Annotated in this window: 30 protein-coding genes; 11 read left to right on the top strand and 19 right to left on the bottom strand. The window is 69.5% G+C overall.

Going from position 1 to position 26889, the window contains the following annotated elements:
- Positions 1–86 precede the first annotated feature (86 nt).
- Positions 87–653, bottom strand: coding sequence for a TetR/AcrR family transcriptional regulator (locus FU260_RS00800; RefSeq protein WP_147915330.1), 567 nt, complete (start codon positions 651–653; stop codon positions 87–89).
- A 17-nt stretch (positions 654–670) separates the two neighbouring features.
- Complete coding sequence (locus tag FU260_RS00795; RefSeq protein ID WP_147915329.1) at positions 671–937, bottom strand: HPr family phosphocarrier protein; 267 nt, start codon at positions 935–937, stop codon at positions 671–673.
- 349 nt (positions 938–1286) lie between these two features.
- On the opposite strand from FU260_RS00795, the gene FU260_RS00790 reads away from it, so the two are divergent.
- On the top strand, positions 1287–1460 hold the full coding sequence (locus tag FU260_RS00790) for a CsbD family protein (protein WP_147915328.1): 174 nt from the start codon (positions 1287–1289) through the stop codon (positions 1458–1460).
- Between the two features lie 22 nt (positions 1461–1482).
- Here FU260_RS00790 and FU260_RS00785 read toward each other — a convergent pair whose 3' ends face one another.
- A complete protein-coding gene (locus FU260_RS00785; RefSeq protein ID WP_147915327.1) occupies positions 1483–2328 on the bottom strand; it encodes an HAD family hydrolase in 846 nt (281 codons plus the stop codon).
- 208 nt (positions 2329–2536) lie between these two features.
- On the opposite strand from FU260_RS00785, the gene FU260_RS00780 reads away from it, so the two are divergent.
- The 3 genes from FU260_RS00780 (at position 2537) to FU260_RS00770 (ending at position 4618) form a co-directional block, all read left to right on the top strand.
- Positions 2537–3112: a phosphoribosyltransferase gene (locus FU260_RS00780; RefSeq protein WP_147915326.1), complete on the top strand. Its 576-nt coding sequence runs from the start codon at positions 2537–2539 to the stop codon at positions 3110–3112.
- A gap of 189 nt (positions 3113–3301) precedes the next feature.
- A complete protein-coding gene (locus FU260_RS00775) occupies positions 3302–4210 on the top strand; it encodes an aminoglycoside phosphotransferase family protein (protein ID WP_235912132.1) in 909 nt (302 codons plus the stop codon).
- Between the two features lie 12 nt (positions 4211–4222).
- The gene (locus FU260_RS00770; RefSeq protein WP_147915325.1) at positions 4223–4618 is read left to right on the top strand and encodes an EF-Tu/IF-2/RF-3 family GTPase; all 396 of its coding nucleotides are present in this window, start codon (positions 4223–4225) and stop codon (positions 4616–4618) included.
- Between the two features lie 17 nt (positions 4619–4635).
- Here the strand turns inward: FU260_RS00770 and FU260_RS00765 are convergent, their stop codons facing one another.
- From FU260_RS00765 to FU260_RS00755, 3 genes are all read right to left on the bottom strand, one after another.
- Positions 4636–5397: an SDR family oxidoreductase gene (locus FU260_RS00765; protein ID WP_147915324.1), complete on the bottom strand. Its 762-nt coding sequence runs from the start codon at positions 5395–5397 to the stop codon at positions 4636–4638.
- Positions 5398–5546: 149 nt separating this feature from the next.
- On the bottom strand, positions 5547–6440 hold the full coding sequence (locus FU260_RS00760; RefSeq protein WP_147915323.1) for an NAD(P)-dependent oxidoreductase: 894 nt from the start codon (positions 6438–6440) through the stop codon (positions 5547–5549).
- Positions 6437–7366: an NAD(P)-dependent oxidoreductase gene (locus tag FU260_RS00755; protein ID WP_147915322.1), complete on the bottom strand. Its 930-nt coding sequence runs from the start codon at positions 7364–7366 to the stop codon at positions 6437–6439. The genes FU260_RS00760 and FU260_RS00755 overlap by 4 nt, the downstream gene beginning before the upstream one ends.
- An 87-nt stretch (positions 7367–7453) precedes the next feature.
- Between FU260_RS00755 and FU260_RS00750 the strand changes: the two genes are divergently transcribed.
- Positions 7454–7834, top strand: coding sequence for a winged helix-turn-helix transcriptional regulator (locus FU260_RS00750; RefSeq protein ID WP_168211595.1), 381 nt, complete (start codon positions 7454–7456; stop codon positions 7832–7834).
- An 11-nt stretch (positions 7835–7845) separates the two neighbouring features.
- Here the strand turns inward: FU260_RS00750 and FU260_RS00745 are convergent, their stop codons facing one another.
- Entirely contained in the window at positions 7846–8700 is an 855-nt protein-coding gene (locus FU260_RS00745) for an LLM class flavin-dependent oxidoreductase (RefSeq protein ID WP_147915320.1), read from the bottom strand.
- A 109-nt stretch (positions 8701–8809) separates the two neighbouring features.
- Between FU260_RS00745 and FU260_RS00740 the strand changes: the two genes are divergently transcribed.
- Positions 8810–9463, top strand: a complete 654-nt coding sequence (locus tag FU260_RS00740; RefSeq protein WP_147915319.1) for a TetR/AcrR family transcriptional regulator — start codon at positions 8810–8812, stop codon at positions 9461–9463.
- 114 nt (positions 9464–9577) lie between these two features.
- Here the strand turns inward: FU260_RS00740 and FU260_RS00735 are convergent, their stop codons facing one another.
- From FU260_RS00735 to FU260_RS00715, 5 genes are all read right to left on the bottom strand, one after another.
- The gene (locus tag FU260_RS00735; protein WP_147915318.1) at positions 9578–11203 is read right to left on the bottom strand and encodes a threonine/serine exporter family protein; all 1626 of its coding nucleotides are present in this window, start codon (positions 11201–11203) and stop codon (positions 9578–9580) included.
- A 142-nt stretch (positions 11204–11345) separates the two neighbouring features.
- A complete protein-coding gene (locus FU260_RS00730) occupies positions 11346–11831 on the bottom strand; it encodes a DUF1269 domain-containing protein (RefSeq protein ID WP_147915317.1) in 486 nt (161 codons plus the stop codon).
- 82 nt (positions 11832–11913) lie between these two features.
- Positions 11914–12393 carry an SRPBCC family protein gene (locus FU260_RS00725; RefSeq protein WP_147915316.1) on the bottom strand — a complete coding sequence of 160 codons (480 nt, stop codon included), beginning with the start codon at positions 12391–12393 and terminating at the stop codon, positions 11914–11916.
- On the bottom strand, positions 12383–12721 hold the full coding sequence (locus FU260_RS00720; RefSeq protein WP_147915315.1) for an ArsR/SmtB family transcription factor: 339 nt from the start codon (positions 12719–12721) through the stop codon (positions 12383–12385). Before FU260_RS00720 ends, FU260_RS00725 begins: the two co-directional genes overlap by 11 nt.
- 45 nt (positions 12722–12766) lie before the next feature.
- Entirely contained in the window at positions 12767–13558 is a 792-nt protein-coding gene (locus FU260_RS00715) for an SDR family oxidoreductase (protein WP_147915314.1), read from the bottom strand.
- 84 nt (positions 13559–13642) lie between these two features.
- Here FU260_RS00715 and FU260_RS00710 point away from each other — a divergent pair, with 84 nt between their 5' ends.
- Positions 13643–14539 (top strand): sigma-70 family RNA polymerase sigma factor, encoded by an 897-nt coding sequence (locus FU260_RS00710; protein WP_147915313.1) that lies wholly within the window; start codon positions 13643–13645, stop codon positions 14537–14539.
- A gap of 106 nt (positions 14540–14645) precedes the next feature.
- Entirely contained in the window at positions 14646–15644 is a 999-nt protein-coding gene (locus tag FU260_RS00705; RefSeq protein WP_147915312.1) for a hypothetical protein, read from the top strand.
- Positions 15645–15677: 33 nt separating this feature from the next.
- Here the strand turns inward: FU260_RS00705 and FU260_RS00700 are convergent, their stop codons facing one another.
- From FU260_RS00700 to FU260_RS00690, 3 genes are all read right to left on the bottom strand, one after another.
- Entirely contained in the window at positions 15678–16916 is a 1239-nt protein-coding gene (locus FU260_RS00700) for an RNA polymerase sigma factor (RefSeq protein WP_235912131.1), read from the bottom strand.
- Positions 16913–17356 carry a YciI family protein gene (locus tag FU260_RS00695; protein WP_147915311.1) on the bottom strand — a complete coding sequence of 148 codons (444 nt, stop codon included), beginning with the start codon at positions 17354–17356 and terminating at the stop codon, positions 16913–16915. The genes FU260_RS00700 and FU260_RS00695 overlap by 4 nt, the downstream gene beginning before the upstream one ends.
- Before the next feature lie 214 nt (positions 17357–17570).
- Entirely contained in the window at positions 17571–18383 is an 813-nt protein-coding gene (locus FU260_RS00690) for a universal stress protein (RefSeq protein WP_147915310.1), read from the bottom strand.
- A 134-nt stretch (positions 18384–18517) separates the two neighbouring features.
- On the opposite strand from FU260_RS00690, the gene rlmC reads away from it, so the two are divergent.
- Both rlmC and FU260_RS00680 read left to right on the top strand, forming a co-directional pair.
- A complete protein-coding gene (rlmC, locus tag FU260_RS00685) occupies positions 18518–19651 on the top strand; it encodes a 23S rRNA (uracil(747)-C(5))-methyltransferase RlmC (protein ID WP_147915309.1) in 1134 nt (377 codons plus the stop codon).
- Positions 19652–20025: 374 nt separating this feature from the next.
- Positions 20026–20406: a hypothetical protein gene (locus FU260_RS00680; RefSeq protein WP_147915308.1), complete on the top strand. Its 381-nt coding sequence runs from the start codon at positions 20026–20028 to the stop codon at positions 20404–20406.
- Between the two features lie 68 nt (positions 20407–20474).
- Here FU260_RS00680 and FU260_RS00675 read toward each other — a convergent pair whose 3' ends face one another.
- On the bottom strand, positions 20475–21230 hold the full coding sequence (locus FU260_RS00675; RefSeq protein ID WP_147915307.1) for an SAM-dependent methyltransferase: 756 nt from the start codon (positions 21228–21230) through the stop codon (positions 20475–20477).
- Between the two features lie 177 nt (positions 21231–21407).
- Positions 21408–22562 carry an MFS transporter gene (locus tag FU260_RS00670; RefSeq protein WP_147915306.1) on the bottom strand — a complete coding sequence of 385 codons (1155 nt, stop codon included), beginning with the start codon at positions 22560–22562 and terminating at the stop codon, positions 21408–21410.
- Positions 22563–22670: 108 nt separating this feature from the next.
- Here FU260_RS00670 and FU260_RS00665 point away from each other — a divergent pair, with 108 nt between their 5' ends.
- On the top strand, positions 22671–24080 hold the full coding sequence (locus FU260_RS00665; RefSeq protein ID WP_168211594.1) for an alanine/glycine:cation symporter family protein: 1410 nt from the start codon (positions 22671–22673) through the stop codon (positions 24078–24080).
- 30 nt (positions 24081–24110) lie between these two features.
- On the opposite strand, the gene FU260_RS00660 is transcribed toward FU260_RS00665, so the two are convergent.
- Positions 24111–25820 carry a copper resistance protein CopC gene (locus FU260_RS00660; protein WP_147915305.1) on the bottom strand — a complete coding sequence of 570 codons (1710 nt, stop codon included), beginning with the start codon at positions 25818–25820 and terminating at the stop codon, positions 24111–24113.
- The gene (locus tag FU260_RS00655) at positions 25820–26551 is read right to left on the bottom strand and encodes a YcnI family copper-binding membrane protein (protein ID WP_168211593.1); all 732 of its coding nucleotides are present in this window, start codon (positions 26549–26551) and stop codon (positions 25820–25822) included. Before FU260_RS00655 ends, FU260_RS00660 begins: the two co-directional genes overlap by 1 nt.
- Positions 26552–26889: the final 338 nt, after the last annotated feature.

The raw sequence follows: 26889 nt of genomic DNA, 5'->3' as shown, positions 1-26889 counted from the left end.
GGCTGCGCCGACGAGCCAACCCGTGGAGCAACCGACGAGCCAACCTCCGGTGGGGCAACCTGGCCCCGTACCGGACCTCCGGCGGGCTACCGTCCGCCGTCGGGCTCGAGCGCTCGGCGCATCAGCGCGACCACCGAGTCGATCCACTCCGGTGGGAACGTGCCGGCGTGCGCGAACCGCGCGGCGACCGCCCCGAGCACCAGATCGGCAACCGTCTCCACCTCGGCGTCGGCGCGCACCTGCCCGGTGGCGATACCGGCACGCAGTCGCCGCACCCCCAGCTCCATCCGCGGCCGGAGCAGCTTCTCCCGGATCAGTTCCACCAGCTCCGGATCACCGCTCTGCACCAGCCCCATGAACACCCCGACTCCCCTGTTCTGCTGGAAGGTGGCGATGGTGATCTCGATCGCGGTGCGCATATCCGCCCAGACGTCGGCGGTGGGCACCAGAACGTTCGTCGCGGCGATCTCCTTCAACGCCGACTCCAGCACCTCACCGCGGTCCCGGTGCCGGCGGTAGATGGTGGTGCGGGCTACCCCGGACTCTGCGGCCACCGCTTCGATGGTCACCGCCGCCGGACCGTAGGCACGCAGCAACGCCATCGCGGCCTCGTGGATCCTCTGGTCGACCTGCCCTCCACGTGCCACGCGCATCTTCCCTTCGGTGCCGCTCAGGCGGTCAGGTCCTGGGCGAGCAGATCCGCCAGCTCAGCGAGGACCTCCTCGGCACGCGGGCCGTCGGCGTGCAGGGTCACCGTATCGCCGTGCTCGACGGCAAGCGTCATCACGCCGAGAATGCTGGCGGCATCCTGCGGTACGGACCCGTCCTTGGAGATCCGCACGTTGACGCCGGTATCCTCCACCGCTCGGGTGAACACCGCAGCGGGGCGTGCATGCAGGCCTACAGGGGATCCGATCGTGACGGTTCGGGTGGCCATCCTCAGTCCTTCATCGGCGCGTTCGCATGAATTCCCCAACCTACCCGAGCGATCTGGGAATTCCCTGGGCGCCGACTGGGAATGTGACGCAGCCGACGGACGGTCAGGCCCAGCCCTGGGCCGAGCGCAGCACCCGGTGCGCGTCGCTCGCTGTCACCGATACCCGATCCGCGCTGTCTCCCTCCGGGCGAAGAGGGCCCATGGCCGGCGGCGTTCCGGTTGCGGTGCGGGGCGCCTGGCCGGCGGCGTTCCGGTTGCCGTGCGAGCCCCTGGCCGGCGGCGTTCCGGTTGCCGTGGCGGACCCCTGGCCGCAGCCTGAGGACACTGACCGCACAATCAGGAGGGCACTATGGGACTAGGCGACAAGTTCGAGAACACGGCCGAAGGCGCGACCGGCAAGGCGAAAGAAGCTGCCGGGAAGGCCACCGGCGACGAAGAGCTGCAGGCCGAAGGTCGTAAGGACCAGGCGGCCTCGGATGTGAAGAAGGCCGGCGAGAAGATCAAGGACGCGTTCAACCGCTGAGCCGCTAGGAATCGCCGCGCCACTAGGCGCCGCCGAGCAGACCTTCCGGTTCGACAGGGGCGGCGAGCACACTCTCGATGACCTGAGCAACGCCGTCATCGAGGTTGCTCGCCGCCAACTCGTCCGCCGCAGCCAACGTGACCGGCTCGGCGTTCGCCACGGCCACCCCGCGGCCGGCCCAGGCGAGCATCTCGGCGTCGTTGGGCGCATCCCCGAACGCCAGCACCTCGCTCCGGTCGATCCCCAGGTGGGCGCAGAGCTGCCCCAGGCCCCACGCCTTGGACACTCCCGGCGCAAGCACCTCCACGAACGGGGCGCCCGAGTGGGTGGCGGCGAAGCCGTCCAGGCCGAGCCCGGCGATCAGGCCGAGGAGATCGTCGTTACCGAGTTCGGGGTGGCGCACGATCAGCTTCAGGCTGGGCTCGGCGAGCACCTCGGTGAGCGGCTGCACCTCCATCTCGGCGGGGTCTCGCTTGTGGTCGGAGAAGGTGGCCGACCGGGCGTACTCGGTCTGCGCCACGAACACCCGCCCGCCCTCGCGAACGCTCGCGAACATCGCCTCCGGGAGAGTCTTCAACAGCGCCGCAGCGACCGCCTGCTGGGTCCCGGCCTCCAGGTAGGCAGAGAACAGCTCCTCGCCGGTGGTCAGGTGAATGCCCTGCCCGCCGTTACCGCACAGCGCCCACCCGGTGAATCCGGCGAGCTCAGCGATCGGACTCAGCCCGAGCGGCTGCCGGGCGGTCACCGGCACCACCTCGATACCGAACGCTCGGGCGGCATCCAGGGCGGCACGGTTGCGCGCCGAGATCGTGGTCGGTCCGCTCAACAACGTCCCGTCCAGGTCGGTGGCGATCAGCCGGATACTCATTCCCGCACCGTAACCCGGGGCGCACGGGCCCGAGGGCAGCAGCGGCAGCAGCGGCAGCAGCGCCAACAGCCCACGTATTCGATACTTCGTCCACCCGGGCGATACCGCGGAGCACGACCGGGCGCGCCAGGTATCGCCTGATTCCAGTCAAGTCGAAGGGGGCCGGGGTGGCAGCGGCAGAACGGCGAGCGCAGGTAAGGTCACGGGTATGACCGCTGCGACTCCTCCGCCCGCGATGGAAGTACTCCCCTGGCAACGGTTCGGGGAGGCGGCCCGAGATCTGGCCCGCACGGTGCATGCGAGCGGCTGGATGCCGGACCTGGTGATCGCGGTGGCCCGTGGCGGGCTGGTGCCAGCCGGTTCGATCGCCTATGCGCTCGGGGTGAAGGCGATGGGCACGATGAACGTCGAGTTCTACACCGATATCGAGGAGACCCTGCCCGACCCGGTGGTACTGCCGCCGCTACTGGACACCAGTGTGCTCGCCGGGGCGAAGGTGCTGGTGGTGGACGATGTCGCCGACTCCGGGCGCACCCTGCAGGTAGTGATGAACCTGCTGCAGGAGGGGGTGCCCTCTCCAGAGCCCGACGGCGCAGCCTCCTCGGAACGTCCGGCACCGTTGCGGGTCGCTCACCTGCCGAGCGAGGCGCGCTCGGCGGTGCTGTACACCAAACCGCGATCGATCATTGAGCCGGACTACACCTGGCGGCGCACTGACCGGTGGATCTCGTTCCCCTGGTCCGCCCAGCCGCCGGTCACCGGCACCGCTGACATCGACGCCTAACCCCACTCCCCCGCACGGCTCCGACCGCCCGCCCGGCCCTGCGCACGTTGAATCACGCGATACTTGGCGCGCCCGGGCGTGCTCCGCGGTATCGCCCGGGCGGACGAAGTATCGAATCCGTACCTCGCACCCGCCGCCTCTGCGAGCGCTGCGGGTTCGCACCCGTCACCACCAGCGAAGGAGACCCCGATGGCCCGGATGCCTGCCGCTGAGGTCGACGTCGACCTCCCCCTCGTCCACCGGCTGCTCACCGACCAGCACCCGGACCTGGCCGACCTGCCGATGGAGGTGGTGGCCAACGGCTGGGACAACGTGATGCTCCGGCTCGGCGAGGAGCTGGTTGCCCGGCTCCCGCGCCGGCAGGCGGCGGCCGCCCTGGTCGAGCACGAGCAGCTCGTCCTGCCCCGGCTGGCCGACCGCCTGCCCGTCGCCGTGCCAGAACCGGTGCGCGTCGGCCGCGCTACGGACTACTACCCGTGGTCCTGGACGGTGGCGCGCTGGCTGCCCGGTGCACCCGCCGCCGCCCAGCTGCCGAGCGAACGCGACCAGTGGGCCGGCGAGCTCGCGGAGTTCCTCGTCGCCCTGCACACCCCCGCGGAGGCCGATGCACCTGCGAACCCGGTGCGCGGGGTGCCGTTGGCCGACCGGGCCGAGGCTATCCGCGCACGCTTCGATGCGGGCACCTTCGCCGGTGCACGCGAGCTGCGCGAGCTGTTCGAGGAGTCCGCGAGCGCACCGGTGCACTCCGGACCGCCGCTCTGGTTGCACGGCGACCTGCACCCGCTGAACCTGCTCGCCGCCGGCGACCGACTCACTGCGGTCATCGACTTCGGCGACACCACCAGCGGCGACCCGGCCACCGACCTGGGCACCGCATGGCTCACCTTCACTGCCGCCGGCCGGTCGGTGTTCGTTGACCGGTACACCGCGGGCACCGGCGCCGATGCCGCCACCTGGTCCCGCGCACGCGCCTGGGGTGCCAGCTTCGCCGGGGTGCTGCTGGCGAGCAGCGACGATCACCCGGAGCTGGCTGCCATCGGACGCCACGCCCGAGCCGAGCTACTCACGGAAGGCGAGGCTCCGCCGTCGGGCCCTTGATACCGTGAGAGCGTGTTCTGGCGACGCAAGAAGACCTCCGATCCGCTCGACGACGCCCGCTTTGCTCCGGCGGGCGCCGAGACGATCGCGTCCACTCCACCGCCCCCAGTCAACACCGGGTCAGGCGGCAGCGCGGGGGTGGGAGTCCTACCCGTCGAGGCGTCCTTCACGATCACCGGTCGCGGCACTGTGGTGACCGGCACGATCGAGAGCGGCACCTTGCAGGTCGGCCACCAGGTCACCATTCAGCGCGCCGGAGCAGTGGTAGCTCTCTCCCGGATCGAGGCCATCGAGATGACCCGGAAGATGATCCAGAGCGCGCAGGCGGGGGAGACGGTCGGCGTCCTCCTGCCCGGAATGTCCCGCAAAGAGGTACAGCAGGGCGACCAGCTGATCGCCACCGGCTGACCGGGGGCTGCCGCGGCTCAGGACACTGCGCTGACCCGCCCGCGAGCCAGCCACTCGGTGAACCCGACGCCGCCGATCCGCGCATCCGGACCCGGCAGGTTGGACCCATCGGCGAACGCACGCAGCGTGCGGCCGAGGGCCGGCACCCGTATCCCCCGGCCCAGCGGCCGGCTCTCGTGCTCGCGAACCGCCCCCGCAGCCTCGGCGAGGGTGATCCGCTCCGGACCGGCAACGTCCCGCGCCCGGACCGATCCGGCCGGCGGGGTACCAAGGGCGTGGTCGACCAGCTCGCGGGCGTACCAGGCCACGTCCACCGGCTGTGCCGAGAAGTCGAGATCGAGCCGGGTGCGCCCGATGGTGGCCACCCGGGCGATCGAGGCGAGGAGCGTATGGAACTGCGTGCCGCGCACCACAGTGGCCGCCAGGCCGCTGCCGAGCACGGCCTCCTCCGCCCGCACCTTCGCCCGGTAGTAGGGCAGCTGGTTCGCGTCGCAGCCCACGATGGACACGTGCACCAGGTGGGCGGGTGGGGACATCGAAGCGAGCGCTCCGAGGAGCTGTAGCGTGCCCTCCACATCGGTGCGTCCGGGGCGTACCGGGCTGCTCGCGCAGTGCACGACGGCGTCCGATCCGGTGAGTGCAGCGGCCAGGCCTTGGCCTGTGGTCAGGTCCACGCCCCATCGCCGGCTCGCTGGTATGGCGATATGCCCGAGCTCGCGCACCCGCGCGACGACTTTGCTGCCCAGTACCCCCGAGCCACCGGTGACCACGATTCGCACGGGCCCTCCTCAGCGTCGCCTCTGGCTCCATCATGAGCGCAGGACGGCGGCCGGGAAAGTCGGCGCGCCGTCACGGCCCGGCGAGATTCTCCCCGGCCGCGGAACCCACTTCACCTCTGGGAATCCGCTTCCGACGGGATTTCGAGGGGTCAAGCGGATTCTGACGGGACGCGGGCGGCGTCGATCGTGCGGGTCCACCCGTCGGCGCCGTAGCCGTCCTCGATCGCCTGATGGTAGAGCCGCTGCACCGCCCGGGGCAGGTCGGTGTCGATCCGCACAGCCGCGGCTGTGCCGGCGATGTGGTCGGCACTGGCCGCCATCATCACAGTGGTGGCGTCCGCACCCGGGTGTCGGCCGGCGTCGATATCTGCGCCGAACGCTTCGATCCCGTCCGCGGCGATGATGTCCGGTATCGCGGTGAACAGCTGGATCGCCTCAGCGAGGAAGGTGCGCGCAGTGATCCCCGCAGCACCGGCCATCGCGGTGCCGTGGGCGATACCGGCCAGCGCGGTCAGGAAGACGTCCAGGTTCGCCTGATACATGAGCTGCGCGCTGCCCGGGTCGTCGCCGAGGAAGCGTGGTTCGCCGAGGTGGGCGAGGGTGTCGCGATGAGTGTCGAACGACTGCTCGTCGCCGCTGTAGTAGACGTAGGAATGGTCCGTGCCGACCATCGGTGCGGGCACCATGATGCCGCCGGAGATGAAGGCGGCATCGTGCCCGAGCGCCCACTCGGCTGCCGCACGAGTCTTGTCCGGGGTGTCCGAGCTGAGGTTGACCAGCACGCGCCCGCTGAACGAGGCGGCGCTGGTCTCGAACACGGCCCGCATCGCGTCGTAGTCGGTCAGGCTGACGATGATCAGCTCGCTGGCCGCTACTGCGTCGGCGGGGGTGCCTGCCAGGTGCGCGCCGGCAGCGACCAGTGCCTCGGCGCGCTGCGGTGTCCGGTTCCAGACGGTCACCGGGCGCCCGGCGGCCAGCAGCGTATGTGCCATCGCCTGGCCCATCGGGCCCAGACCGATCACCGTGACCGCCCGGGGGGTCATCGCGCACCGCCGATCGCCACAGCCTGAGCTCGAGCCCGAGCCGGGGCCCGGAGGCTTTCGTAGCTGCGCGCCAGGCCATCGCCGCCGTGTCCGGCGGCAACCTGCTCGCTGATCAGCGCCTGTATCGACGCAAGCGTCGAGGTGTTGACCTGCTGTTCCTCGCTAGCGCGCAGCAGGTCGGAGAGATCGGAGAACTCCAAGCTCTGCTGCCCAGGGCCGGAGTAGTCATCGGAGTCGATGGTCTCGGCGTAGCCGGCAAGCCCCTCGGTCATGGCCCGCAGGAACGGAGCCGCCCGGTGGGCGAAGTGTGCTGCCCGCATCCCGTCGGCGCCGACCATGGCGGCGCCGTGAAAGAAGCCGGCAAACAGGTGGTACATCCCGGAGAGCATCGCCAGGTCTATCAGCGGTGCCATCCCGACGTCCGCTCCGTCGTAGCTGCTGGTCCCCCAGACGTCCAGGATGTGGCGGTGCTGCTCGTACGCCTGCGGCGATCCGCTGTAGAAGAGCTGTGCCGCCGGTGATCCGAGCATCTCCGGTACGGCGAGGATCGCGCCCTGGAGGTAGGTGATCTCGTGCGCAGTGGCCCAGGCAGCCAGCTCGCGTGCTTCGTTCGGCGTGGTGGTGGTGAGGTTGATGACTGTCCGCCCGCGCAGCTCGCCCGCGACCGGGCCGAGAGTCTCTCGGACGGAGGAGTATGGAAGGAGGCACGCCACGACCAGCGGCTGGGCGCTGACCGCAGCACTGATGCTGGTCCTCAGGTCGCCGCCGTGCTCGGCCAGTGCGGTGGCGCGGCCAGGGGTCCGGTTCCACGCGGTCACCGGATGCCCGGCATCGAGGAGCCGCGCCGCGAGGGCGCTGCCCATGGCGCCGAGCCCGAGAATCGTAGTACCGGGGCTCTGGTGGTCAGTTGCGGATGGTGGTGGCATACCTTCATCCTGAGCGGGACACCCCCGCGGCGGGAAGTACCCACTTCAAACTGCGGTACTTACCGCGAAGTAAGCATGGAGGACTCGGTGGCCAAGAACCGATCTGGACCGTACATCTGCGGGATCGACGCTGCGCTGGACATCGTCAGCGGCAAGTGGAAGGGCCTGCTCCTCTGGGAGCTGGATGCGCTCGGCACCCGACGCTTCGCCGAGCTGCGCCGTGCGCTGCCGGGGGTGAGCGAGAAGGTGCTCACCCAGCATCTGCGCCAGATGGAGGAGGACGGTCTGGTCCGCCGCGAGGTCTACGCCGAGGTGCCGCCGAAGGTCGAGTACTCCCTCACGGAGACGGGCGCCTCCCTCAACAAAGCCCTCGGGCCGCTCGGGGTGTGGGGGCGAGAACGCCTTCGCCGCGACGGCTGCGAGGTGGTCGAGGTCCCACCCCAGGCACCGGAGGCCATCCGGCCCTGACGCGGGCGCTGCTATACCCGGGCAGCAGCACCGGTCACAGTCGCCAGCGCCTCCGGGGCCCACGGGCTGCCGGTGATCAGCACCAGATGGCTGATCCCCCAGCCAGCGGCCTCTTCGGCTTTGCGGAGCAGATCGTCCGTGCTGGTGTCCGGGCTCAGCCGGGTGCTCATCGTCGCCTCGATCTCGGCGGGGTCGCGGCCCTGCTCGACGCAGTACCGACCGAGCACGGCGAGCTTCCTTCGCACGGTCGTACCGCCGTCGGGAATGTCGAAGAGGTTGCACGCATCCGCGTAGCGCGCCACCAGCGGCAGAGTGCGGCGTTCGCCGGTGCCGCCGATCAGCACCGGCGGGCCGCCAGGCTGCACGGGGGCCGGCTGGCAGCGCGGTGCGCGGAGCCGGATCCCGGTGCCGATGAACTCACTCCGATCACCCCGCCACATCTGCTCGGCGAGAGCGAGCACATCGTCGAGCCGGTCCATCCGCGCGCCGACACCCGGGAAATCCAGCCCTAGGTCGGTGGCCTCGTCCGCGTGATGGCCGGCACCGATCCCGAACCAGGCACGTCCCTGGCTGAGCACGTCCAACGTCGTGACCGCCGCGATCAGCAGCGCCGGAGCGCGGAAGGTAGCTGCCGAGACCATCGTGCCCAGTCGAACCCGAGAGGTCCGGGCGGCCAGATGACCCAGGAGGGTGTACGCCTCCAGGTGACCTGCGCCGTCGGGATCGGCGGTGGGATCGACCAGCACGAGGTGATCATCCACCCAGAGGGTGTGCACTGCGGAGTCGTCCACCCGGCGGGCAACCTCCGCCAGCTCGATGGCCGGACTCGACCAGCTGTGATTGGTGGCGTTGATGCTGAATCGCATGATCGACCCCTCCTTTTATTTAGAGTCACTCTATTTTTAGAGTGGGTCTATAGTGACTCAGGAAGATCGTCCGCCGCAACCCCTGCGGCGTTCGGAGATCGAGGAGCTCATGGGACTGCGTGAGGAGAAGAAGGAACGCACCAGAACGGTGATCCTGTCCACCGCGTGGCAGCTGTTCGCCGATCATGGCTACGACGCCGTCACGGTGCAGCAGGTCGCTGCTGCGGCCGGCGTGGCCCCGGCAACGGTGTTCAACTACTTCGGCACCAAAGAGGACCTGTTCTTCCCCCGGCTTGAGGAGTTCAACGCGGAGCTGGTGGCGCAGGTAGCGCAGCGGCCGGTGGGTACCTCGGTGCTGGCTGCGGTGCGCACCTTCTTCGCTGACTCCGGGGGCCTGCTCGCCGGAGCCGCTACCGGTGATCAGGCCGCGGCAGTCCGGCTACGCACGCTGAACCGGGTAGTCGAGGAGAGTCCTGCCCTGCAGGCTCGCGAACTAGCCGCGATGGAGCGGTCCACGGCGGCACTGACCGCGGCGCTGCTCGAGGAGGCGGGCCCCGGTGGGGAAGAGATCGTGGCGCGGACGGCGGCCGCGGCGATCACTGGGATGCACCGCGCGCTCGTGCTCCGGGTACGCCGCAGCCTGCTCACCCGTGAACCGGTGGACCGACTCGCAGCGGAGGTGGCAGCGGCGACGGACGCGGCGCTCGATCTGCTCGCCGGCGGCCTTGCCGACCTCCCGGCCGGTCTCGGCGGTTCCCGCTGACCGGCTGGCTGGGTCGCTGGTGGCTGGTGGCCGGTGGCCCGTGCCCGTGCCCGGCTGGCTGATCCGTGGCCGCCTGGCGCGTGGCCCGTGCCCGGCTGGCTGATCCGTGGCCCGCTAGATCCTGGTGCCGCGGGCCTGCCGGCGCATCCGGCGCTGCCACTTGTCTGCCTCATCGGTCAGCGGCCGGGCGAAGTACTCACCGAGGGTGACACCGCCAGCCAGAGCCAGCCCCACCGAGAGCGCCCGCACCAGCAGGTCCATCCCCTCGAACAGGTGCCCGGAGTCGACGATGTTGTACATCGCGCGGTAGATCGCCAGGCCGGGCAGGAACGGGGTGACCCCGCAGACCGCGATCACCATCGCCGGCACCCGCAGCCTGTCCCGGAGGCCGCCAGCGATCAGCCCCACGGTCAGCGCAGCGGCGAACGAGGCGACGGCCACCCCGAACGGGCCGCTGGCCGGGCTGAGCCCGGCCACGGAGACGAGGCTGAACATCGCCGAGGCGACCGCCCCGACCACGGCGATCAGAGCCACGAACCGCAACCGCGTGTAGGACGCAATCGCCCAGGCGCCGGCGATCACCGCACTGGCCGCCATGGTGACCAGCGGGGACACGCCGCCGCGGGCCTCGAGGTCGCCGATACTCAGGGTCACCCCGAGTCGCTGAGCGATCGCCAGCATGACACCGATGCCCACCACGATCCCGACCGTGGAGAGGACCACTTCGAACGAGCGGGCGGCCGACGTCAACGGGAACCCGGCGATCGCATCTTCGGCAGCACCGACCAGGGAAAGTCCGGCGAGTAGCACCATGATTCCGGAGGCCACCACCAACGAGGGCGGCAACAGCGCCGAGTCCCAGTTGAACGCGTCCTGCCCCCAGAGCAGAAGCACTGCCACCAGGGTGGCGATCGCGGCGCCGACGGTCTGTTGGAACAGGTAGGGCAGCCCGCGGTGGCGCAGGAACCGCAGGGTGCGGTCCACCAGGATCGTGGTCACGGCGGCCACGAGGGAGACCGCCCAGCCGCCGCCGAGGAGCACGGCAACGGCGGCAGCCATCAACCCGAGCGCACCGGTGACCACCAAGCGGCTGTACGGGTGCGGCGTGGCGAGCACGGTCTCCATCCGGGCGTGCGCCTGCGCGATGTCCATCTCCCCGGCGGCCACGTCTGCCACCAGGCGGGAGATCTGGGTGAGCCGGCTGTAGTCCGAGGTACGGGCAGAGATCACCCGCACCTTGGTGACCGGGTCATCGTCGCGGTCGATGGTCGCGGTCAGGGAGGTGAAGGTGATGTCCACGGTGAGGTTCTTCACGCCGAGACCATCCGCGAGCCGGAGCATGTCCACGGTCGCCGCGGCCACCGGGGCTCCGGTGCCGATCATCGCCTCCCCCACCCGCAGCACGAGGTCGAGCACGGAACGTTCCTCGGCAGCGCTCAGCCCGGTCTCCCGTCGCAGCTGAGCCAGCGGCATCGTGGGTGGGCCCTGTCCGAGCACCATCCGGCGGGCCTTCTCCTTCAGGAACCGTCCCGGGGCATCGGGACGCGTGGCCACCTTCGCTGGCGCCCGCAGTGGCGGGACCGGAGGGGGGACCGGTACGCCACCGGTGTCGACCAGCTCGGCAGCTTCGTGCTCCCCGGTTCCGACGTGCGCTGTGGGCTCTGGCCGGCCGGTGCGGGCAGGCCGCAGCGCCCGCGCCGGCCGGAGCCGACGGGCCGAGGATCCCGCACGCTTGTTCACGTGTCAGAGCCTACGGCGCAGGAGGAACGCCGGCCCGATGCCGCCGGAGGTTCTCACCCACTTCTTACCCTGTCCTCACACGCCGGTTACGAGCGATGCGACCTGCGCCACGCTGGGGGAGACAGCGACCGGGGCGAGCGGGTCAGTCCTCGAACGCCCGCTTGACGTCCTCGACCTCGCCCTTGACCAGGTTGCTCGCGATCAGCCGACCATTCTGCCCGCGGAACCGTTCAGCGAGCCGGTCCAGATCGCCGTCGGAAGACACCACGAACAACGCCGAGGTACCGGCGACCACCTGCTGGCCGATGGCATCGAGCTGGTCCTGGGTGATGCCCACATCCTGGGCGCGCTTGCGCAACAGGTTGATCGCGGCCCCCGCCGCGGCCCCGATCGTCGGGAGCAGGAGCAACGAACCGACCACGGCGCCGATGAGCGCTCCCCAGCCGGCGGCCCGCCACTGGTCCCGGTCCTCGTACTTCACCTTGGGCTGGTCGGCATCAGCAGGCCACTGGACCACCGCGTAGTCCTCGATCTTCACCAGTCGCTCGCTCCAGGCCTGCTTGAGGGTCTGGGCGGCGGTCTCCGCTGCGTCGGCGGTGTCGAACTTCCACGCGGTGAACGTGGTCATCGTGGGTTTCCTCTCTCCAGACATCCGGACGCGAACATTCTTCCCTGCTCAGCGAAGCCGTGCCCGACGAATGGTCTGGGCATCACGCCTGGGCGGCAGCGCCGAACAGCGTCAGGTCGTGCGCCCAGCCGTCGGCTGCGGACACCGAGTGCGCCATCGACTCCCAGCCCTCGCCGTGGCGATCCAGGTGGCGGTGGTCGATCTGCACCCGGGTCCGGCTCTCGGTCACCGGCGTGAAGGCCACCTCCACCTCGCTACACCGGTTCGGATCGGTCTCGATCGTCCACTGCAGGGTGATGTCCCAGCTGAACAGCAGCCGGTGAGGTGGGTCCCAGTCAAGGATCCGGGACCAGGCGCACTCGCTACCGTCCGTACCCCGCGCCAGGATCCGCCCGCCCACGCCGGGTTCGAGGACCACTGCCGCCAGCGGCGCGTCGAGCAGCACATGGTCGGGATTCCACCAGGTATGGATCTGCTCGGTGTAGACCCGGAACGCATGCTCCACCGTTACGTCCACCAGGATCGAGGCCGTCGTGCTCGTGGCCTGCTCGCTACTGGTCATCAGTGCTCCTTGGTTCGTTCTCGGGTGCGGAAGCCTCCGCAGCACGCTTGAAGGCGACCAGTGACCGGTTCCAGAACCCGTCCAGATAGTCGCGGAGGCCGGCAACTCCTTGCGGGTCCACCGAATAGATCCGGCGAGTGCCTTCGGCTCGGTCGGCCACCAGTCCGGCATCCTTGAGCACGCGCAGATGCTGGGACACCGCTGGCCGGCTCACCGGCAGCTCGGCCGCCAGAGCGGTGACCGAGCTCGGAGCATCGGCCACCCGCTCAAATACCAGCCGACGCGTGGGGTCGGCCAGCGCCGTCAACGCCTCTCCGTAAGTTGCCACTTACGTAAGGTACTGCTTACCGTCCCTGGGGTCAACCTCTGGGTATCACCGCTGCGGTTGCTTTCGTCGTCCGGCCACGTCCTGCTCGGCGAGGAAGTCGGCCCAGGTACGCGGAGCGACGGTGGCATCGACGCCAGGAGTGAGGTTGCGCCCCTCCCGGTAGGCCACGCCCACCTTCCCAGGCAGGCGCATCGGCATGAAGAGGCGGCGCTTACCGGCGGCCTCGGCGTAGGACCGGAGCAGGTCGCCCATCTCGAAGACGTCCGGGCCCACCAGGTCCGGGACCCGGCCGGCCGGCGCCGCCAGAGTGAGAGCAGCCAGGTGGGCGGCCACGTCCCGAGCGTCCACCGGCTGCGCCCGCAGCCCGCCCGGTGTCGGCACCACCGGCAGCTTGACCATCGCTCGCACCGCCCGCAGCAACAGGTTGTTCACCTGAGCCACCCGCACGATCGTGTGCGGTACCTGCGAGTCGGTCACGATCTGCTCAGCGCGAGCCTTCATCCCGAAGTAGCCGATCGGCATCGCATCGGCACCGGTCACCGAGATCAGCACCAGATGCCAGGCCCCCTGCCGCTCCGCCGCGGTGACCAGATTCTGCGTCGTCTGGTCATCACCCGAGGCGCCGCCAGCCAGGTGCAGCACCACGTCGATACCGGCCAGCGTCTCGTCCAGACCCTCGCTCGAGCGCAGGTCCTGCGCCACATGCTGCACGCCGTCAGGTAGCGATGCCGCCGTGCGGCTCAGTACCCGCACCGTGTGGTCCTCCTGCTGCAGCAACGGCAGGACCTGCCGCCCCAGCAGTCCGGTGCCACCGGTGACCAGGATGTTCATGCCCATCAAGTGTTCTCCTCAGGTCGAGCCGGGTCTGTGCCGCGGCTTCTGTGTGTGTTTCACTGACCTGAACCGACAGAACCGAAGAATGTGACACCGACCGACACCTTGGCTCAGTCCTTCGAGGAGGAGCGGCCACGCCTGCACGCCATCGCCTATCGGATGCTGGGTTCCCACCAGGGCGCCGAGGACGCCGTGCAGGACACGTGGCTGCACCTGGCGCGCACCGGCGACGAGGACATCCGCAGCCTGCCCGCCTGGCTGACCACCGCCGTCGGGCGGGTCTGCCTGAACATGCTGCGCGGGCAGCGCAGCCGCCCCGAGGTCTCCCTGGAGACCAGCGTGCCCGACCCGGTGGTCTCGCCGATCGATGACCCCGCCGATCGTGTGGCGTGGCGGGAGTCGGTCAGTGTGGCGATGCTGGTGGTGATGGGCCGGCTGAACCCGGACGAACGGGTCAGCTTCGTGCTGCATGACCTCTTCGACGTCCCGTTCGACCCGATCGCCCACCTGTTGGAGAAGTCACCCGCCGCCGCCCGCCAGCTCGCCTCGCGAGCTCGCCGCCGGGTGCAGCTGGAGGCGCCGGCGGAGTCCTCAGGTCCCGACGGCGCAGGCTCAGGTGGTCAGGAGACGGTCAGCGCATTCTTCGCTGCCGCGCAGGCGGGTGACTTCGAAGCGCTGGTTCGCGTGCTGCACCCTGAGGTCCTGCTGCGCTGCGACGGCGGGGACGGGCCGAGCGAGCTGACCCTGCTGCTACGCGGGCAGCGGGACGTCGCTTCGCAGGCCACGATGTATGGCCGCCTCGCGCCGAACCTGCGGCCGGCCTGGATCAATGGAGCACCTGGGGTGGTGGTCGTGGTCGGCGGCCAGGTGCGGTCGGTGATGGCGTTCTCGGTGGCCGGCGGCCGGATCACCGAGATCAATGTGCTCGCGGACCCACAGCGGCTGAGCGCCGCCATCGCAGGGACGTGGGGCGATCGGAGGTAGGCGCGGAGCGCCTCAGACCGCAGCGGTGACCTCCGCGGGGCACACCGGTGCTGAGGTGACCTGCTGCGCCCATTGCTTTTCATTCCCCGGCTGTCAGGATGAGACCATGCGCACCCGCACTCCCGCTCTGCTCGCCGTTACGGCCCTGGCCAGTACCCTCACGCTGGCCGCCTGCTCCCCGAGCAGCCCGGTCGAGGAACCGCCGAGCAGCCTGGGCGACGCACTCGCGGCGATCCCGGCAACTGACCAGAACCTGCTGATGATCGCCTACACCGACGTCTCGGCAGCGACCGAGCTGGGCGCGTACGAGGACTTCCCGAATCCGTTCGCGACCGCCGGCCGGGTCGGGTACGGCGGCCTCGCCCCGGTGATCTCCCAGCTCGATCCGGCGCTCCTGCCGGCCTCCGACTCCGACGGCGCATCGGCCTTGTGGGTGGGCCAGCCGCCGAACACGGCCGTCCGGTTCGACGGTGTGGACGGCGCGGCCGCCGAGGACTTCTTCGCCGATGCCGATGGTGAGCGCAGCGATCTCGGTGACGGCAGCCTGCTGGTCCGGCGCGCTGACGGAGAGGTCGACCTCGCGGACGACTCCCTCCCACCGCAAGTGATGGCCACGATGAACACCGTGTGGGTGGGCGAGACCACCCTGATCGGAGCGACCACCGAAGGCGCCGTGGTCTCCCTGGTCGAAGGCGCCGACGACCGTGTCTCCGACGCCGAGGTCTACACCGGCGTCACGGACTGCCTGGGCGAGGTAGTGGCGGCCGAGCTGCACTCAGGTGAGCGGGCGGCGCCGGCCACCTCCTTAGCCATCGGGTTCAGCGGAACCGCCGAGGAGCCCGCCAGCACTCTGTGCGTGCGCAGCGAGGACCCGGCAGCCATGGCAGACACGGTCCGCGAGTCGCTGGCCAACGGCGTGGACCCTCGCAACGGCCAGCCGTGGCAGGATCTGCTCGGCGCGACCGAAGTGACCGAGAGCGGCGACTGGGTGCAGGTGCAGATCGTCGACGCCGAGGTACCGGACCGCATTCTGGATGCGCTGTACGCCGGTAGCATTCCCGCCCTTCTCGGCGAGCAGGCCCCGACTACCCCCGGCTCCTCGTAGCACCACGGGGAGGCAGGTCAGCCCCGCCATCGGTCAGTGCGACTCCAGCTCGGCCGCCTTCGCCCGCAGGGTGCGGGCCACCTGCTCATTGCCGGCCAGGCCCGCGGCAGTGAGCAGCTCCCGCTGGGCCTCCGCGGTGCGGCCGAGCCGGCTGAGCAGCTCTCCGCGCACGCTCGGCACCAGATGGGAGTTCTTCAGCCCCTTCGCCTCGGCCGCCTGCTCCACCACCTTGAGCGCCTCCTCCGGGCTGCCGGCCATCGCCATCGCTACCGCCCGGTTCAGCTCCACCACCGGGTTGGGCGCCAGCCGCCCGAGCGCCTCGTACAGCACCACGATCCGGTCCCAGGCGGTCGCGGCCACGCTCGGCGCCACCGCGTGGCACTGTGCGATCGCCGCCTGCAGGCCGTAGGGGCCGCGGCCCCGGCCGAGAGCGTCCGCCCGGGCGAGCGCAGCCTGCCCGCGCCGGATCTGCGCCCGGTCCCAGCGGCGCCGGTCCTGGTCCTGCAGCAGCACCGCATTCCCGCCGGAGTCGATGCGCGCAGGGAAGTGGGAGGACTGCAGCTCCATCAGCGCCACCAGAGCGTGCGCTTCGGGTTCGGCCGGGACCAGGCCGGCGAGCACCCGCGCCACCCGGAGCCCCTCCCGGGCGAGATCCCGGCGGACCAGCGCTGCGCCGTCGGTGGCGGCATACCCCTCGGTGAAGACCAGGTAGACCGCGGCGAGCACGCCGACCAGCCGCCCGCCCCACTGGTCCGGTTCCGGGGTCTCGAACGGCACCCCCGCCTCGCTGAGCGTGCGCTTGGCCCGGGTGATCCGGGCCTGCACGGTGGGCACCGAGGTGAGCAACATTCGGGCGATCTCGGAGGTAGTCAGCCCGCCCACGATCCGCAACGTCAGCGCCACCTGGGACTCCCGGGAGAGCACCGGGTGGCAGGCGATGAAGATCAGCCGGAGGACGTCATCCTCGATCGGTTCCCACTCGGGGGTCATGCTCGCGGTCTGCGCCAACGCGAGCTGGGCATACCGGTCCTGGCGGCGTTCATCTCTGCGCCAGGTGTCGATCGCCCGGCGCTTGGCCACAGCGGTCAACCAGGCGCCCGGGTTCTTCGGAACACCTTCGGCGGGCCACTGCTTCAGCGCGGCGACGACCGCCTCGCTGGCGAGGTCCTCGGCGAACGCCACGTCCCCGGTCATCCGGGCGAGCGTGGCGATCACCGAGGAGCCCTCAATCCGCCAGACGGCATCCAGCCGGTCGGTGAGGTCCTCGCTCACGCCTCGGTGGCCTGCGCGCGGCGCTGCTCCTGCTCGGCGCGCCAGCCCTCCTCCTTCTGGATGTACTCGTTGTCGGAGAAGTCCTCGAAGTCGGACTCGTCGGTGACCCGGCGGACCTCGAGCCGTCCGCCCTTACCGAGCGGTGCGCGGCGCGCCCACTCGATCGCCTCGGCCTTCGTGGGTACCTCGAGCGTCCAGTAGCCGTTGAACAGCTCGTGGATCTCCCCGTACGGGCCGTCGGTGACTACCGGGTCCTCGGTGTCGAAGTTGACGACGGCGCCCTCGCTGGCGTCGGACAGTCCGGCGCCGTCGATCATCACGCCAGCGTTCATCAGCTCCTCGTTGTAGCGGCCCATCGCGTTGATGATCTCCTCGAAGTCGACGTTCTCGAACTCCGCGGCCGCTTCGGCGGTGCTGCGCATGATCAGCATGTACTTCATTGTTCTCACTCCTGTGCGTCGAGAGAGCGCCGGTTGCGCCCTCTTACTATGACGTCGACGGGGGATCGAGTAAATCGACATGCTCGCCAAAGAACTTCTGCCAGGTGCCCGCCGACCGGGACATCGGGTGTCTGGTGGCGCGTCAGGAGGACCGCAAGGTCCCGGTCGGCCAGGATGCGCGCGGTCCGGTGGCAGCGGAGCGCTGCGGGCGCGGTCAGGGCCGCGGGACGACCACCACCGGGTAGGCGGCAGCGCGCACCACCCGCACGGACACCGAGCCGAGGAACACCTGGCGCACCGGACCGTACCCGCGCGAGCCGCAGACCAGCGCACTCGGCCGCTCCCCCGGCAGATCGCTGAGCACAGCGGCCACGCTGCGCCGCACCGGGAGGATCTCACCGGTCGCCGGCACATCCAGGCTGGCGGCCACCGCCGGAACCTGCTCTTCCAGCCCCGACCGCATCGCACCCTCAGCCACGGCGACCACCCGGATGGCAGCACCCGCCTCAGCTGCCAGCCGCGCTGCGAACTCCACCGCGTTCTCCGCCTCCTCGCTGCCGTCATAGGCAACCGCGATCGGGCCGGCGAGTCCGGGATCGGCGGTATAGCCTTTCGGCGCCACCACCACAGGGCAGGAGATCCCGTGCAGCAGCCGCTCCACCGTGCTGCCCGGAGAGACGAGGCCGAACGAGGCCTGTGCGCTGGACCCCAGCACCAGCGCGCTCGGCTGCTCGTCCTCGGCGTACTGGTACAGCAGGCGAGCAGCTGAGCCCGGGCCGAGGGCGATCGTCTCGATCGGCACCCGGTCGCCGACCCGGTCCCGCGCGACAGCGAGCACGGCGTCGGCCTTGGCTCGCTCTGCCGCGCGCCACTGGCTGTCGGCAGCCCCGTGCAGCACCCCGTTGTCCTCCCGCGGGAAGACCGTGGCCACGGTCAGCGTGCGGCCGAACGCCTGGGAGAGCAGCACGCCGAGCTCGAGCGCATCCCGGCCCTGCTCAGTGTCGTCGAAACCAACGGTCAGTCCCATCGTTCACGCTCCGTTCGGTGCGGATCCGTCGTCACCGTCGGCAAGCGCGCCGCACCAGCACCGATTCTCCAGCGATCTGCTGGCGATGTCCTGCTGAATCTGGCGTCGGCGCCGGCCCGGCGTACGCTCGGTGCGTGCAATGCGGGTACTACGACAGCGGCCGATGTCGTTCGTGCACGCTGATCGAGACTCCGTACGCCGAGCAGCTCGCCGGTAAAGATGCGCGCGCCCGCGCAGCGGTGGCCACGGCTGGCAGCGGCGCAGTGGACTGGCTGGAACCGGTCACCTCCACCGAGTCGGGCTTCCGAAACAGGGCGAAGATGGTGGTCGGCGGAACGGTGGCGGCCCCCACGCTGGGCATCCTCGGACCGGACGGCACCGGCGTGGACCTGCGCTGGTGCGGGCTGCACGAGGAGCCGATCGTCACCGCACTCGGGCCTCTCGCCTCGTTCATCACGACGGCGGGACTCACCCCGTACGAGGTGCCGTCCCGTCGTGGAGAGCTCAAGTACCTCCTGGTGACGGCGTCCCCCGCCGGGGAGCTCATGGTCCGGTTCGTGCTCCGTTCCACTGAGGCGCTGCCGCGCATTCGCAAGCACCTGCCGGCACTGCAGGCAGCGCTTCCGCACCTGGTGGTGGCCTCGGTGAACCTGCAGCCGGCGCATGCCGCGGTGATCGAGGGTGATCGCGAGATCGTGCTCACCGAGACCGAGACGCTGCCGTTCGACCTGGGCGACGTAGTGCTGCACCTGCGCCCGCAAAGCTTCTTCCAGACGAACACCGCCATCGCGACGGCGCTCTACCAGCGAGCACAGGACTGGATCCACGATCTGAGGGTGCGCACAGTGTGGGACCTGTACTGCGGGGTAGGCGGTTTCGCTCTGCACCTGGCCGACTCCGGCCGCACAGTGACCGGGGTGGAGATCAGCGACCAGGCGATCGCCAGCGCCCAGCGCAGTGCTACGGATGCCGGCCTGAGCGACCAGGTGAGCTTCGCCGTCGGCGATTCCACGAACTTCGCCACCCGGGCAGGCGAGCCACCTCACCTGGTGGTGGTGAATCCGCCGCGCCGCGGCCTCGGCACCGAGCTGGCCAGCTGGTTGGAGAACTCCGGAGTGCGGCACGTGCTCTACTCCAGCTGCCACGTGGACTCCCTGGCCAAGGACCTCACCGTGATGGGCTCGCTGCACCCGGTGCGCGCGCAGGTGCTGGACATGTTTCCGCAGAGCGGCCACTTCGAGACTTTGGTGCTCCTGCGGCGAGACTGAACCGCCACGGAAATTCCGTTGGGCCCGATCCCGGACTCCTCCTAGCATCGTCGGACCGGCTGATCTCGCCGCGAGTTCGCCGGACGACAACAACTGACACTGCGAGCCTGGGGCCACCGACTCTGAGGACGCCGACGGCAGCGCTTTGCGGCAGAGCGAGGGCTGCGGGGGTACCGAGCAGGGCGAATCCGGTGTCCCATCCAGTCGATTCGGCTCAGCCACTGGGCCGAATCGGGCCGATCAGGCGTGGCACCGGCCGCCGGTCCCTGTGGCTGAGCACAGCCGATGCCTGCCCGACGGTCCACCAGATCTGGTCTCGACCCGACTTCAGGGCATGACCAGAGACTCCGACGACACGAAGGGAAACATTCGATATGAGCACACATCGACTCCGCAGGGCCGTGGCCAGCGCGGGCGCCGCTGTCGCGCTCTCGGCGACCATGGTGGGCACAGCGCACGCGAGCGACTCGCCGAGCGCCGAAGGCAGCCCGCACAACGGGTGTCCGTACGGTGCCGTCTGCATCTACAACCCCGCTGGGGAGGCTACCCAGACGCCCGAGCACGTCTACTGGAGCTACGGCAAGCACCAGCTCTACAACGAGTTCGGGCCGCACTACATCGTGAACAACCAGAGCGGCGGCGCGAACGTCATCTCCCTTGGTGACTTGCCGGAATACCAGTTCGAGCTGACGGCGGGAACCGCGGGCTGGGTCAACCTGACAACGATCGACGGCCTCTGGCTCTACGCCAACTAGTGGCAGTCTGACGGCTGGTGAGTGAACTCCGTGGGGTCATCCCCTGGCTGGTTCACTCACCAGCCGCGTCAGCCGAGCAGGAAGGTGGCGAATCCCATCGGGCGGCGGTGGCCGCGCAGCCAGTCGGTGACCTCGGCCGAGATCTGGCCGGCTTCCGGGTGCTCGGGATGGCGGGTGAGCCACTCCTGCCGCTCACGGAGGTGTCCGAGGTCGAAGGCGTCGAACTCGGCCCGGGTGCTGTCATGCAGGTCCAGGATCTGCCAGCCGGCCGCGAGCGCGGCATCGGCAATCTCCGGGAGGCTGTCACAGTCGGCAACCGATGCCTCGGGCCACATGTGCGCGAGCTCGTCGGTGGTCGGCGGCGTGACCCAGTACTCGCACCCGAAGAGGAGGCGCCCGCCCTCGGTGCGGCGGCCGCGCAGTGCGGTCAGGGCTTCGCCGATGGTGCCGAAGGCGTGGAAGGCGCCGAGGTTGATCAGTAGATCGGCCCGATCGGTGTTCGTGGCCGCCTCCGCCGCGCGCAACTCCACCCGGTCGCTGAGCCCTCGGGCTTGCGCGGCGGCGCTCCCGCGGACGATATCGGGTTGGTGCACGTCCAGTCCCACGCCGCGGGCGTGCGGGGCCTGGTCCAGGCAGGCGAGCAGCATGGTGGCCCAGCCGCAGCCATAATCCAGGATCGATGCCGGGTGGTGCGCTGTTGCGGCGCGGGCCAGCCGGTGCACGGACTCCTCGGACAGCGGGCTGTTGATCGTCAACATCGCGCCGGTGCCCGGCAGCGGCAGCGGGTCCTCGGTCCCGGCCTGGTCGGTTGTGGTTTCAGTCATCTCTTCCTCCATCGGTGATGAGCACGGTGCGGAGCGCCTCTGTCGGCGCGCACACTCGCACAGGCCCCTCTTCCCCTCCTCGCCCACCCGGCCGGGCGGCGAGGAGCCCAGGCTGGCATGGGGCGCCTGTCGGTGGCCAAGGCATTTTGCAGCGATCGCGGGGCCACTGGAGCGATCTCAGCCCACCAGACGACGGTCGAACAACGGCACGAGGGCTGCGGAGGCGAGGCTGAGGAGGCCGAGCAACCAGAACACCGGCTGCACCGAATCGCCCACCCAGATGCCGATCACCAGTACCAGCACGGCCCCGATGCCGTTCGCCAGGCCGATCGCAATCCCGGAGCCCATCGACGGGTTCTCAGCGAAGATGTCCTGTCCGAGCAGCACGGTGGTGGAGGCGCTGAGGAACATCATCACTCCGAGCAGGCCCGCGGCCGCCCAGGCCATCGGTCCGGTGAGGTACGCGGTGGGCACGATCAGCACGGCGCTGCCGACAGCAGAGATGATGAGCGTGGCGCGGCTGCCGATACGGTCGGTGAGATAGCCGCCGCCGATATTGCCGATCACGCCCACGGTCATCATCGTCGTGATCAGCGAGGCACCGGCCACCAGCGGCTGGTCTCGTTGGCTCCAGAGCACCGGGATGAAGGTGGCGAAGGCGTAGATGCCGACCATCCGTACGCCCTGGTAGCCGATCAGCAGCGCCATCGGTCGGGCATGAACGCTGAGCTGGATCGCCGGCCCGCGGGCACGTTTCGGCGGCAGAGCGGGCAGCCATCGGACCAGGAACGGCAGGGTGAGCACACCGGGCACCGCCACCAGCCAGAGGTACTCGAGGCCGGCGCGGGCCACGATCAGGCTGGCGATCGTGGGCCACAAGCCGCGACCCAGCTCACCACCGACCAGGAAGGCCGAGGTGAGCAAACCCTGCCGGCCGCTGATCATCTGCCGCACACTGGCGATCGCCTGGGGATGAAAGAACGCGTTACCCACTCCGATCAGCACCAGCAGCACCACCAGCAGCCAGGTCGAGCGCACCACGCCGATCAGACCGCCACCCACGGAGGTCATCGCCAGTCCGATCAGCACCAGACTCTTTCCGCCGAGGCGGTCGGCGATCCGGCCCGCCACCGGCTGCAGCGCCTGGCCCACGGTGAGGGCGGTGACCAGCACCGCGGCCATCTGTACCGGTTGCCCGATCGTCACCAGCACCGCGGGAAGCACACCGGGCAGGTAGTTCGAGGCGCCGTCGTTGAGGAAATGCGCCCAGGTGAGCCCGCCGAGGCGACGGAACGGCACAGCGCGCTGTGTCCCCGGCTGACCGCTGCTCACCCGGTGATTGTCTCAGCCCGCCACCCGAGGCCGAACCGCACTCGCCATCGCCGCGTCGACGCCCGTGGGTCTGTACTGTGATGGACATCACCTCTAGGGTCGTCTTCCATGGATACGCTGCAAGAGGGCTTGGACGCGGCGAGCACGTTCGTTTGGGGGCCATGGCTGCTCATCCCCCTGCTGCTCGGCGCCGGCATCTACCTGACGATCCGGTTGCAGGGGCTGCAGCTGCGCACCCTCGGCCGGGCGATGCGGCTCGCCCTAGTGGGGCGCAGGGACAAGGACGCCGAGGGGGACATCTCCCACTATCAGGCGCTCACGACGGCGCTCGCGGCCACCGTCGGTGTGGGAAACATCGCGGGAGTCGCCACCGCGATCTACCTCGGCGGACCGGGCGCGTTGTTCTGGATGTGGGTCACCGGTGTACTCGGGATGGCCACCAAGTACTCCGAGGCGTTCATGGGGGTGCGGTTCCGCACCAAGGATGCCAAGGGCAAGATCTCCGGCGGGCCGCAGTACTACCTCGCGAAGGCGATCCCGAACAAGTTCGGCCTGGTGCTCTCCATCCTCTTCGCTGTGTTCGCCGTGCTCGCCAGCTTCGGCATCGGGAACATGACCCAGGCGAACACAGTCGCCGCATCGGTGGAGAACACGTTCGGAGTGCCTGGATGGGTGTCGGGTGCGGTGATGGCGGTGTTCGCCGCGGTGGTCCTGATCGGCGGGATCAAGTCGATCGGACGGGTCACGGCCGGGTTCGTGCCGTTGATGATCGTGCTCTATGTGGCCGGCGGAATGCTCGTGCTCGTGCTGAACGTCGGCGAGATCCCCAGTGCCCTCGCCCTGGTGTTCAGCGATGCGTTCACCGGTACCGCGGCGACCGGCGGCTTCGTGGGCGCCACAGTGGCGGCGGCGATCCAGTTCGGTGTGGCCCGCGGCATGTTCTCGAACGAGTCCGGCCTGGGGTCAGCGGCCATCGCGGCGGCCGCTGCGCAGACCCGCCACCCGGTGCGTCAGGGCCTGGTATCGATGACCCAGACGTTCATCGACACCATCATCGTGGTCACCATGACCGGTCTGGTGATCGTGATCAGCGGAGCCTGGAGCAGCGGGCTGGAGGGTGCGGAGATGACGGCCGAGGCCTTCAACCGCGGGGTCGGCGACTGGGGCCACTACATCGTGACGATCTCAGTGGTGTTCTTCGCCTTCTCCACGGTGCTCGGCTGGGCGTACTACGGTGAGCGATGCCTCGAGCGCCTGGTCGGTATCAAGGGCGTCATCCCCTACCGGGTGGTGTTCAGCGTGGTGATCTTCGTCGGGGCCACCACCGAGCTGTCCGTGGTCTGGAGCTTCGCGGACGTGATGAACGGGCTGATGGCGCTGCCGAACCTGATCGGGCTGGTGATCTGCGCTGGTCTGATCGCTCGGGAGACGAAGACGTACCTGCAGCGCGATCCCACCCTGCTGCACGAACCGGTCGAGTCCACCATGCACGGGACCGGCCAGCTCGACTCCCGCTGAACCCTGCCGCGAAGGAGCAGATTGGCAGACTCAGCGCACAGTGACAGGTACCGACACGATCGGTTCAGCGAACGTCGACACTCGAGCGATGACTTGGAGGTGCCAGGTTCCTGCGACGGGTAGGGCGAGTTGCGCGGAGTACTCGCCGCTCGCCGGGTCGAGATCGGGGGTGATCTCGAAGGGTCCGAGCTCGTGTTCAGGCAGGCTCGCGCGGATCGTGACTTCGTCCGATGTGACCGGCTCATCCTCGTACTGGAGCGTGAACGAGAGCGTGTTGGTACCGGCCAACGCAGGTTCGAGAGCACCGTTGATCGTGAGTCCTTGGGTATCCGCGCTGATGGTGGCTGTCTCGGCGGCCGCCGTGTTGCCCATGGCGTCACCGTGGCGCTCGTGCGTCGGGCTGAGATTGGTGAGGAAACCGGTGAGCGTGAGGACAACGGCCAGGAGCGCAGCCTCGCAGCCAAGGGTTCGCCTGAGGTGGCGCCACCTGTGTGCCCTCGGATGCGTGGAGAGCTTGGGGAGGACCCGAAATCGGTTGTAGCCGGCGATCGCCACGATGGGAATGATGATCCCGACCTTCGACAGAAGGGTGAGCCCATATCCCGTGGTGAACAGCGTCGCGAAACTTCCGACGATCAGGATGCCCATGACGGTGCCGCTGATCGCGAGGATCGCGACGCTCCAGATCGCCAGTCGGGAGAACCTCGCGACGACCGCTGCGGCGCCCATCGGATCAGGGCTGGCCGCGCCGTCGCCCGCGGCGCGTGCCGAGGCCAGAAGCAAGAGCAGACCCACGACTCCTCCCGCCCAGAAACTGCCAGCGAGGAGATGTCCGAGATCGGCGGCGGCGACGAGTGCTCGGGGCTCGACGAGTCGGGTGTGGCCGACCAAGACTGGAGCGGCAAGAGCAAGGAGGGCAGGCACCAGTGCGAGTAGGCGTGCGGCGCTGCGTTCGGCGCTGCGCGTCGCCAGAAGGTATGCGCCGACCGTGCCCACGAGCACGACGGCTGCTGCGGTGACCGGAGCCGAGAGCACACCGGCCCACCAGACGGATGGCGTGGCGAGGGCGGACAGGGAGTCACCTGTCACGTTCAGGGCGGACACCGGAACCAGCAGGATCGATGCGCCGGCTGCGCCGATACCGGTCCAGCGCAGGACGCGCACGGTTCGTGGGTCCGCCGCCCCGAGGTTACGCAGCACCGCGCGGTCGAAGAGGATCAGTCCGGCGAAGACGAGCAGTCCGAGGTACTGGATCGCGGTCAGGGCACTCAGGGCGAACTGGGCGTCCGCCGAGGTGTGCGTATCGACGACCGGCGCCGCGGTGGTATCACTGGCATTGCCGATGGTGAAGGTGATCGCGCCGGAGATCGGGTGTCCGTCTGCGGAGACGACTCGGTAGCTCAACGCATACCGACCGTTCTCCGCATCGGCGGGAAGTGGCGCGACCACGTTGGCGTCGCTGACGTGTGCGTCGAGGATGAGGGGATCTCCATCGCCGGGAAACAGGCGGATGCTGCCGTCGATGAGCTGCACCGGCTCGTTGAACGTCAGCACCGCGTCCGCGGGGGCCTGCTCGAGCACTGCGCCGTCCTCGGGCGTGGTGCTCAACAGTTCTGCGTGCGCGGACGCGGACTGCGCGCCGGTGAGAACCAACAAGCCGCCCAGCAGAATCGCCGCCAGCAGGTAGCGGGCCGCCGAAACGCCGTGTGGCGGCTGTCGCTTCCCGGCGATGGAGGTCATCACGCCTTCTTGCGCCCCCTCAGCAGGGCAATCACCGCGACAACCAGACCGAGGCCGCCGACCACGAGCGAGGTAACCAGCAGCGGCGTCTGATCCGCTGCCGAGGAGGCCTCCTCAGGGCCTTGAGCATCGCTCGTGGTGTCGGTAGTCCCACCGCTCACCTCGGAGCTATCTTCACTGGCTGCGACAACGTCGACGCTGGGGGCGGGGGCGTCCAGATCGTCGGGATCCTGGCCGTCCTCGGGGATCTGTACCCATGCGGCCTCACCCTCTTCGCAGCCTTGCACCGTCGGGAAATAGAGCGTGGAATCTGCCGCGTCTTCCGGGATCTGCAAGGAGAGCTCGAAAGCATCTCGTTGCTCGTCCGGCAGCGGCGTCTCCGCCGTGTACACGACCTGCGCTACCCGCTCGGTGACCTCGTTGCCATGGCTATCGGTGATTGGCGCATCAAGATCCTCCATGACCGCCTCAACTGTGTACAGGGGGTTGCGGGTCGGTGTGACGGCGTTGATTCCCTCGGGCATCTGAATGGCGACCTCGTTGGTGGCAGAGCCCTCACACCCATGCGGGACGCTGACGGTCAGGATCTCGTATGCGCCAGCTTCGACGGTCTCTTCCGCAATGCCCACGTGCGCACTTGCAGCAACCGCGCCCCCCAGAACCAGTGCGGCAACGCCCGCAAGCACTCCGCCTCCGACCAGCAAGGGCCTCTTCGTGCGTCGTGTTGTCATCGTGTCTCCCTTTCCTCTGGCCCACCTCGCCCTCCTTGGCCCGCTGAGCGAGCACCTGTGCGTGTGACGCGAGGGCCCATTTTCAGCCGACGGTCGTCGGCACTGGGTCCCCGGACTCATCGCGGTGCCCGAGACAACATTCCGGGGTGTCCCAGTTAGGCCGCAAGAGCGCGTAGACGCCCGAAGACGGCGAAGTGGGACGATCGCGATCTCGTCCCATGAAGGGGGGCCCGCGATGACCTCTGGGCTACAACCCGGCCCCAGAACCATCGGCCCCCTGTCGGCGACGCTGGCACACAGCCAGCGCCGCCGACAGATCGGTCATCCACAGGCAGGAC

The organism is Ruania zhangjianzhongii (assembly GCF_008000995.1).
Taxonomy (GTDB): Bacteria; Actinomycetota; Actinomycetes; order Actinomycetales; family Beutenbergiaceae; genus Ruania; species Ruania zhangjianzhongii.
Note: the sequence above shows the minus strand (reverse complement) of the source record. Positions and strands in the feature narration are given on the sequence as shown.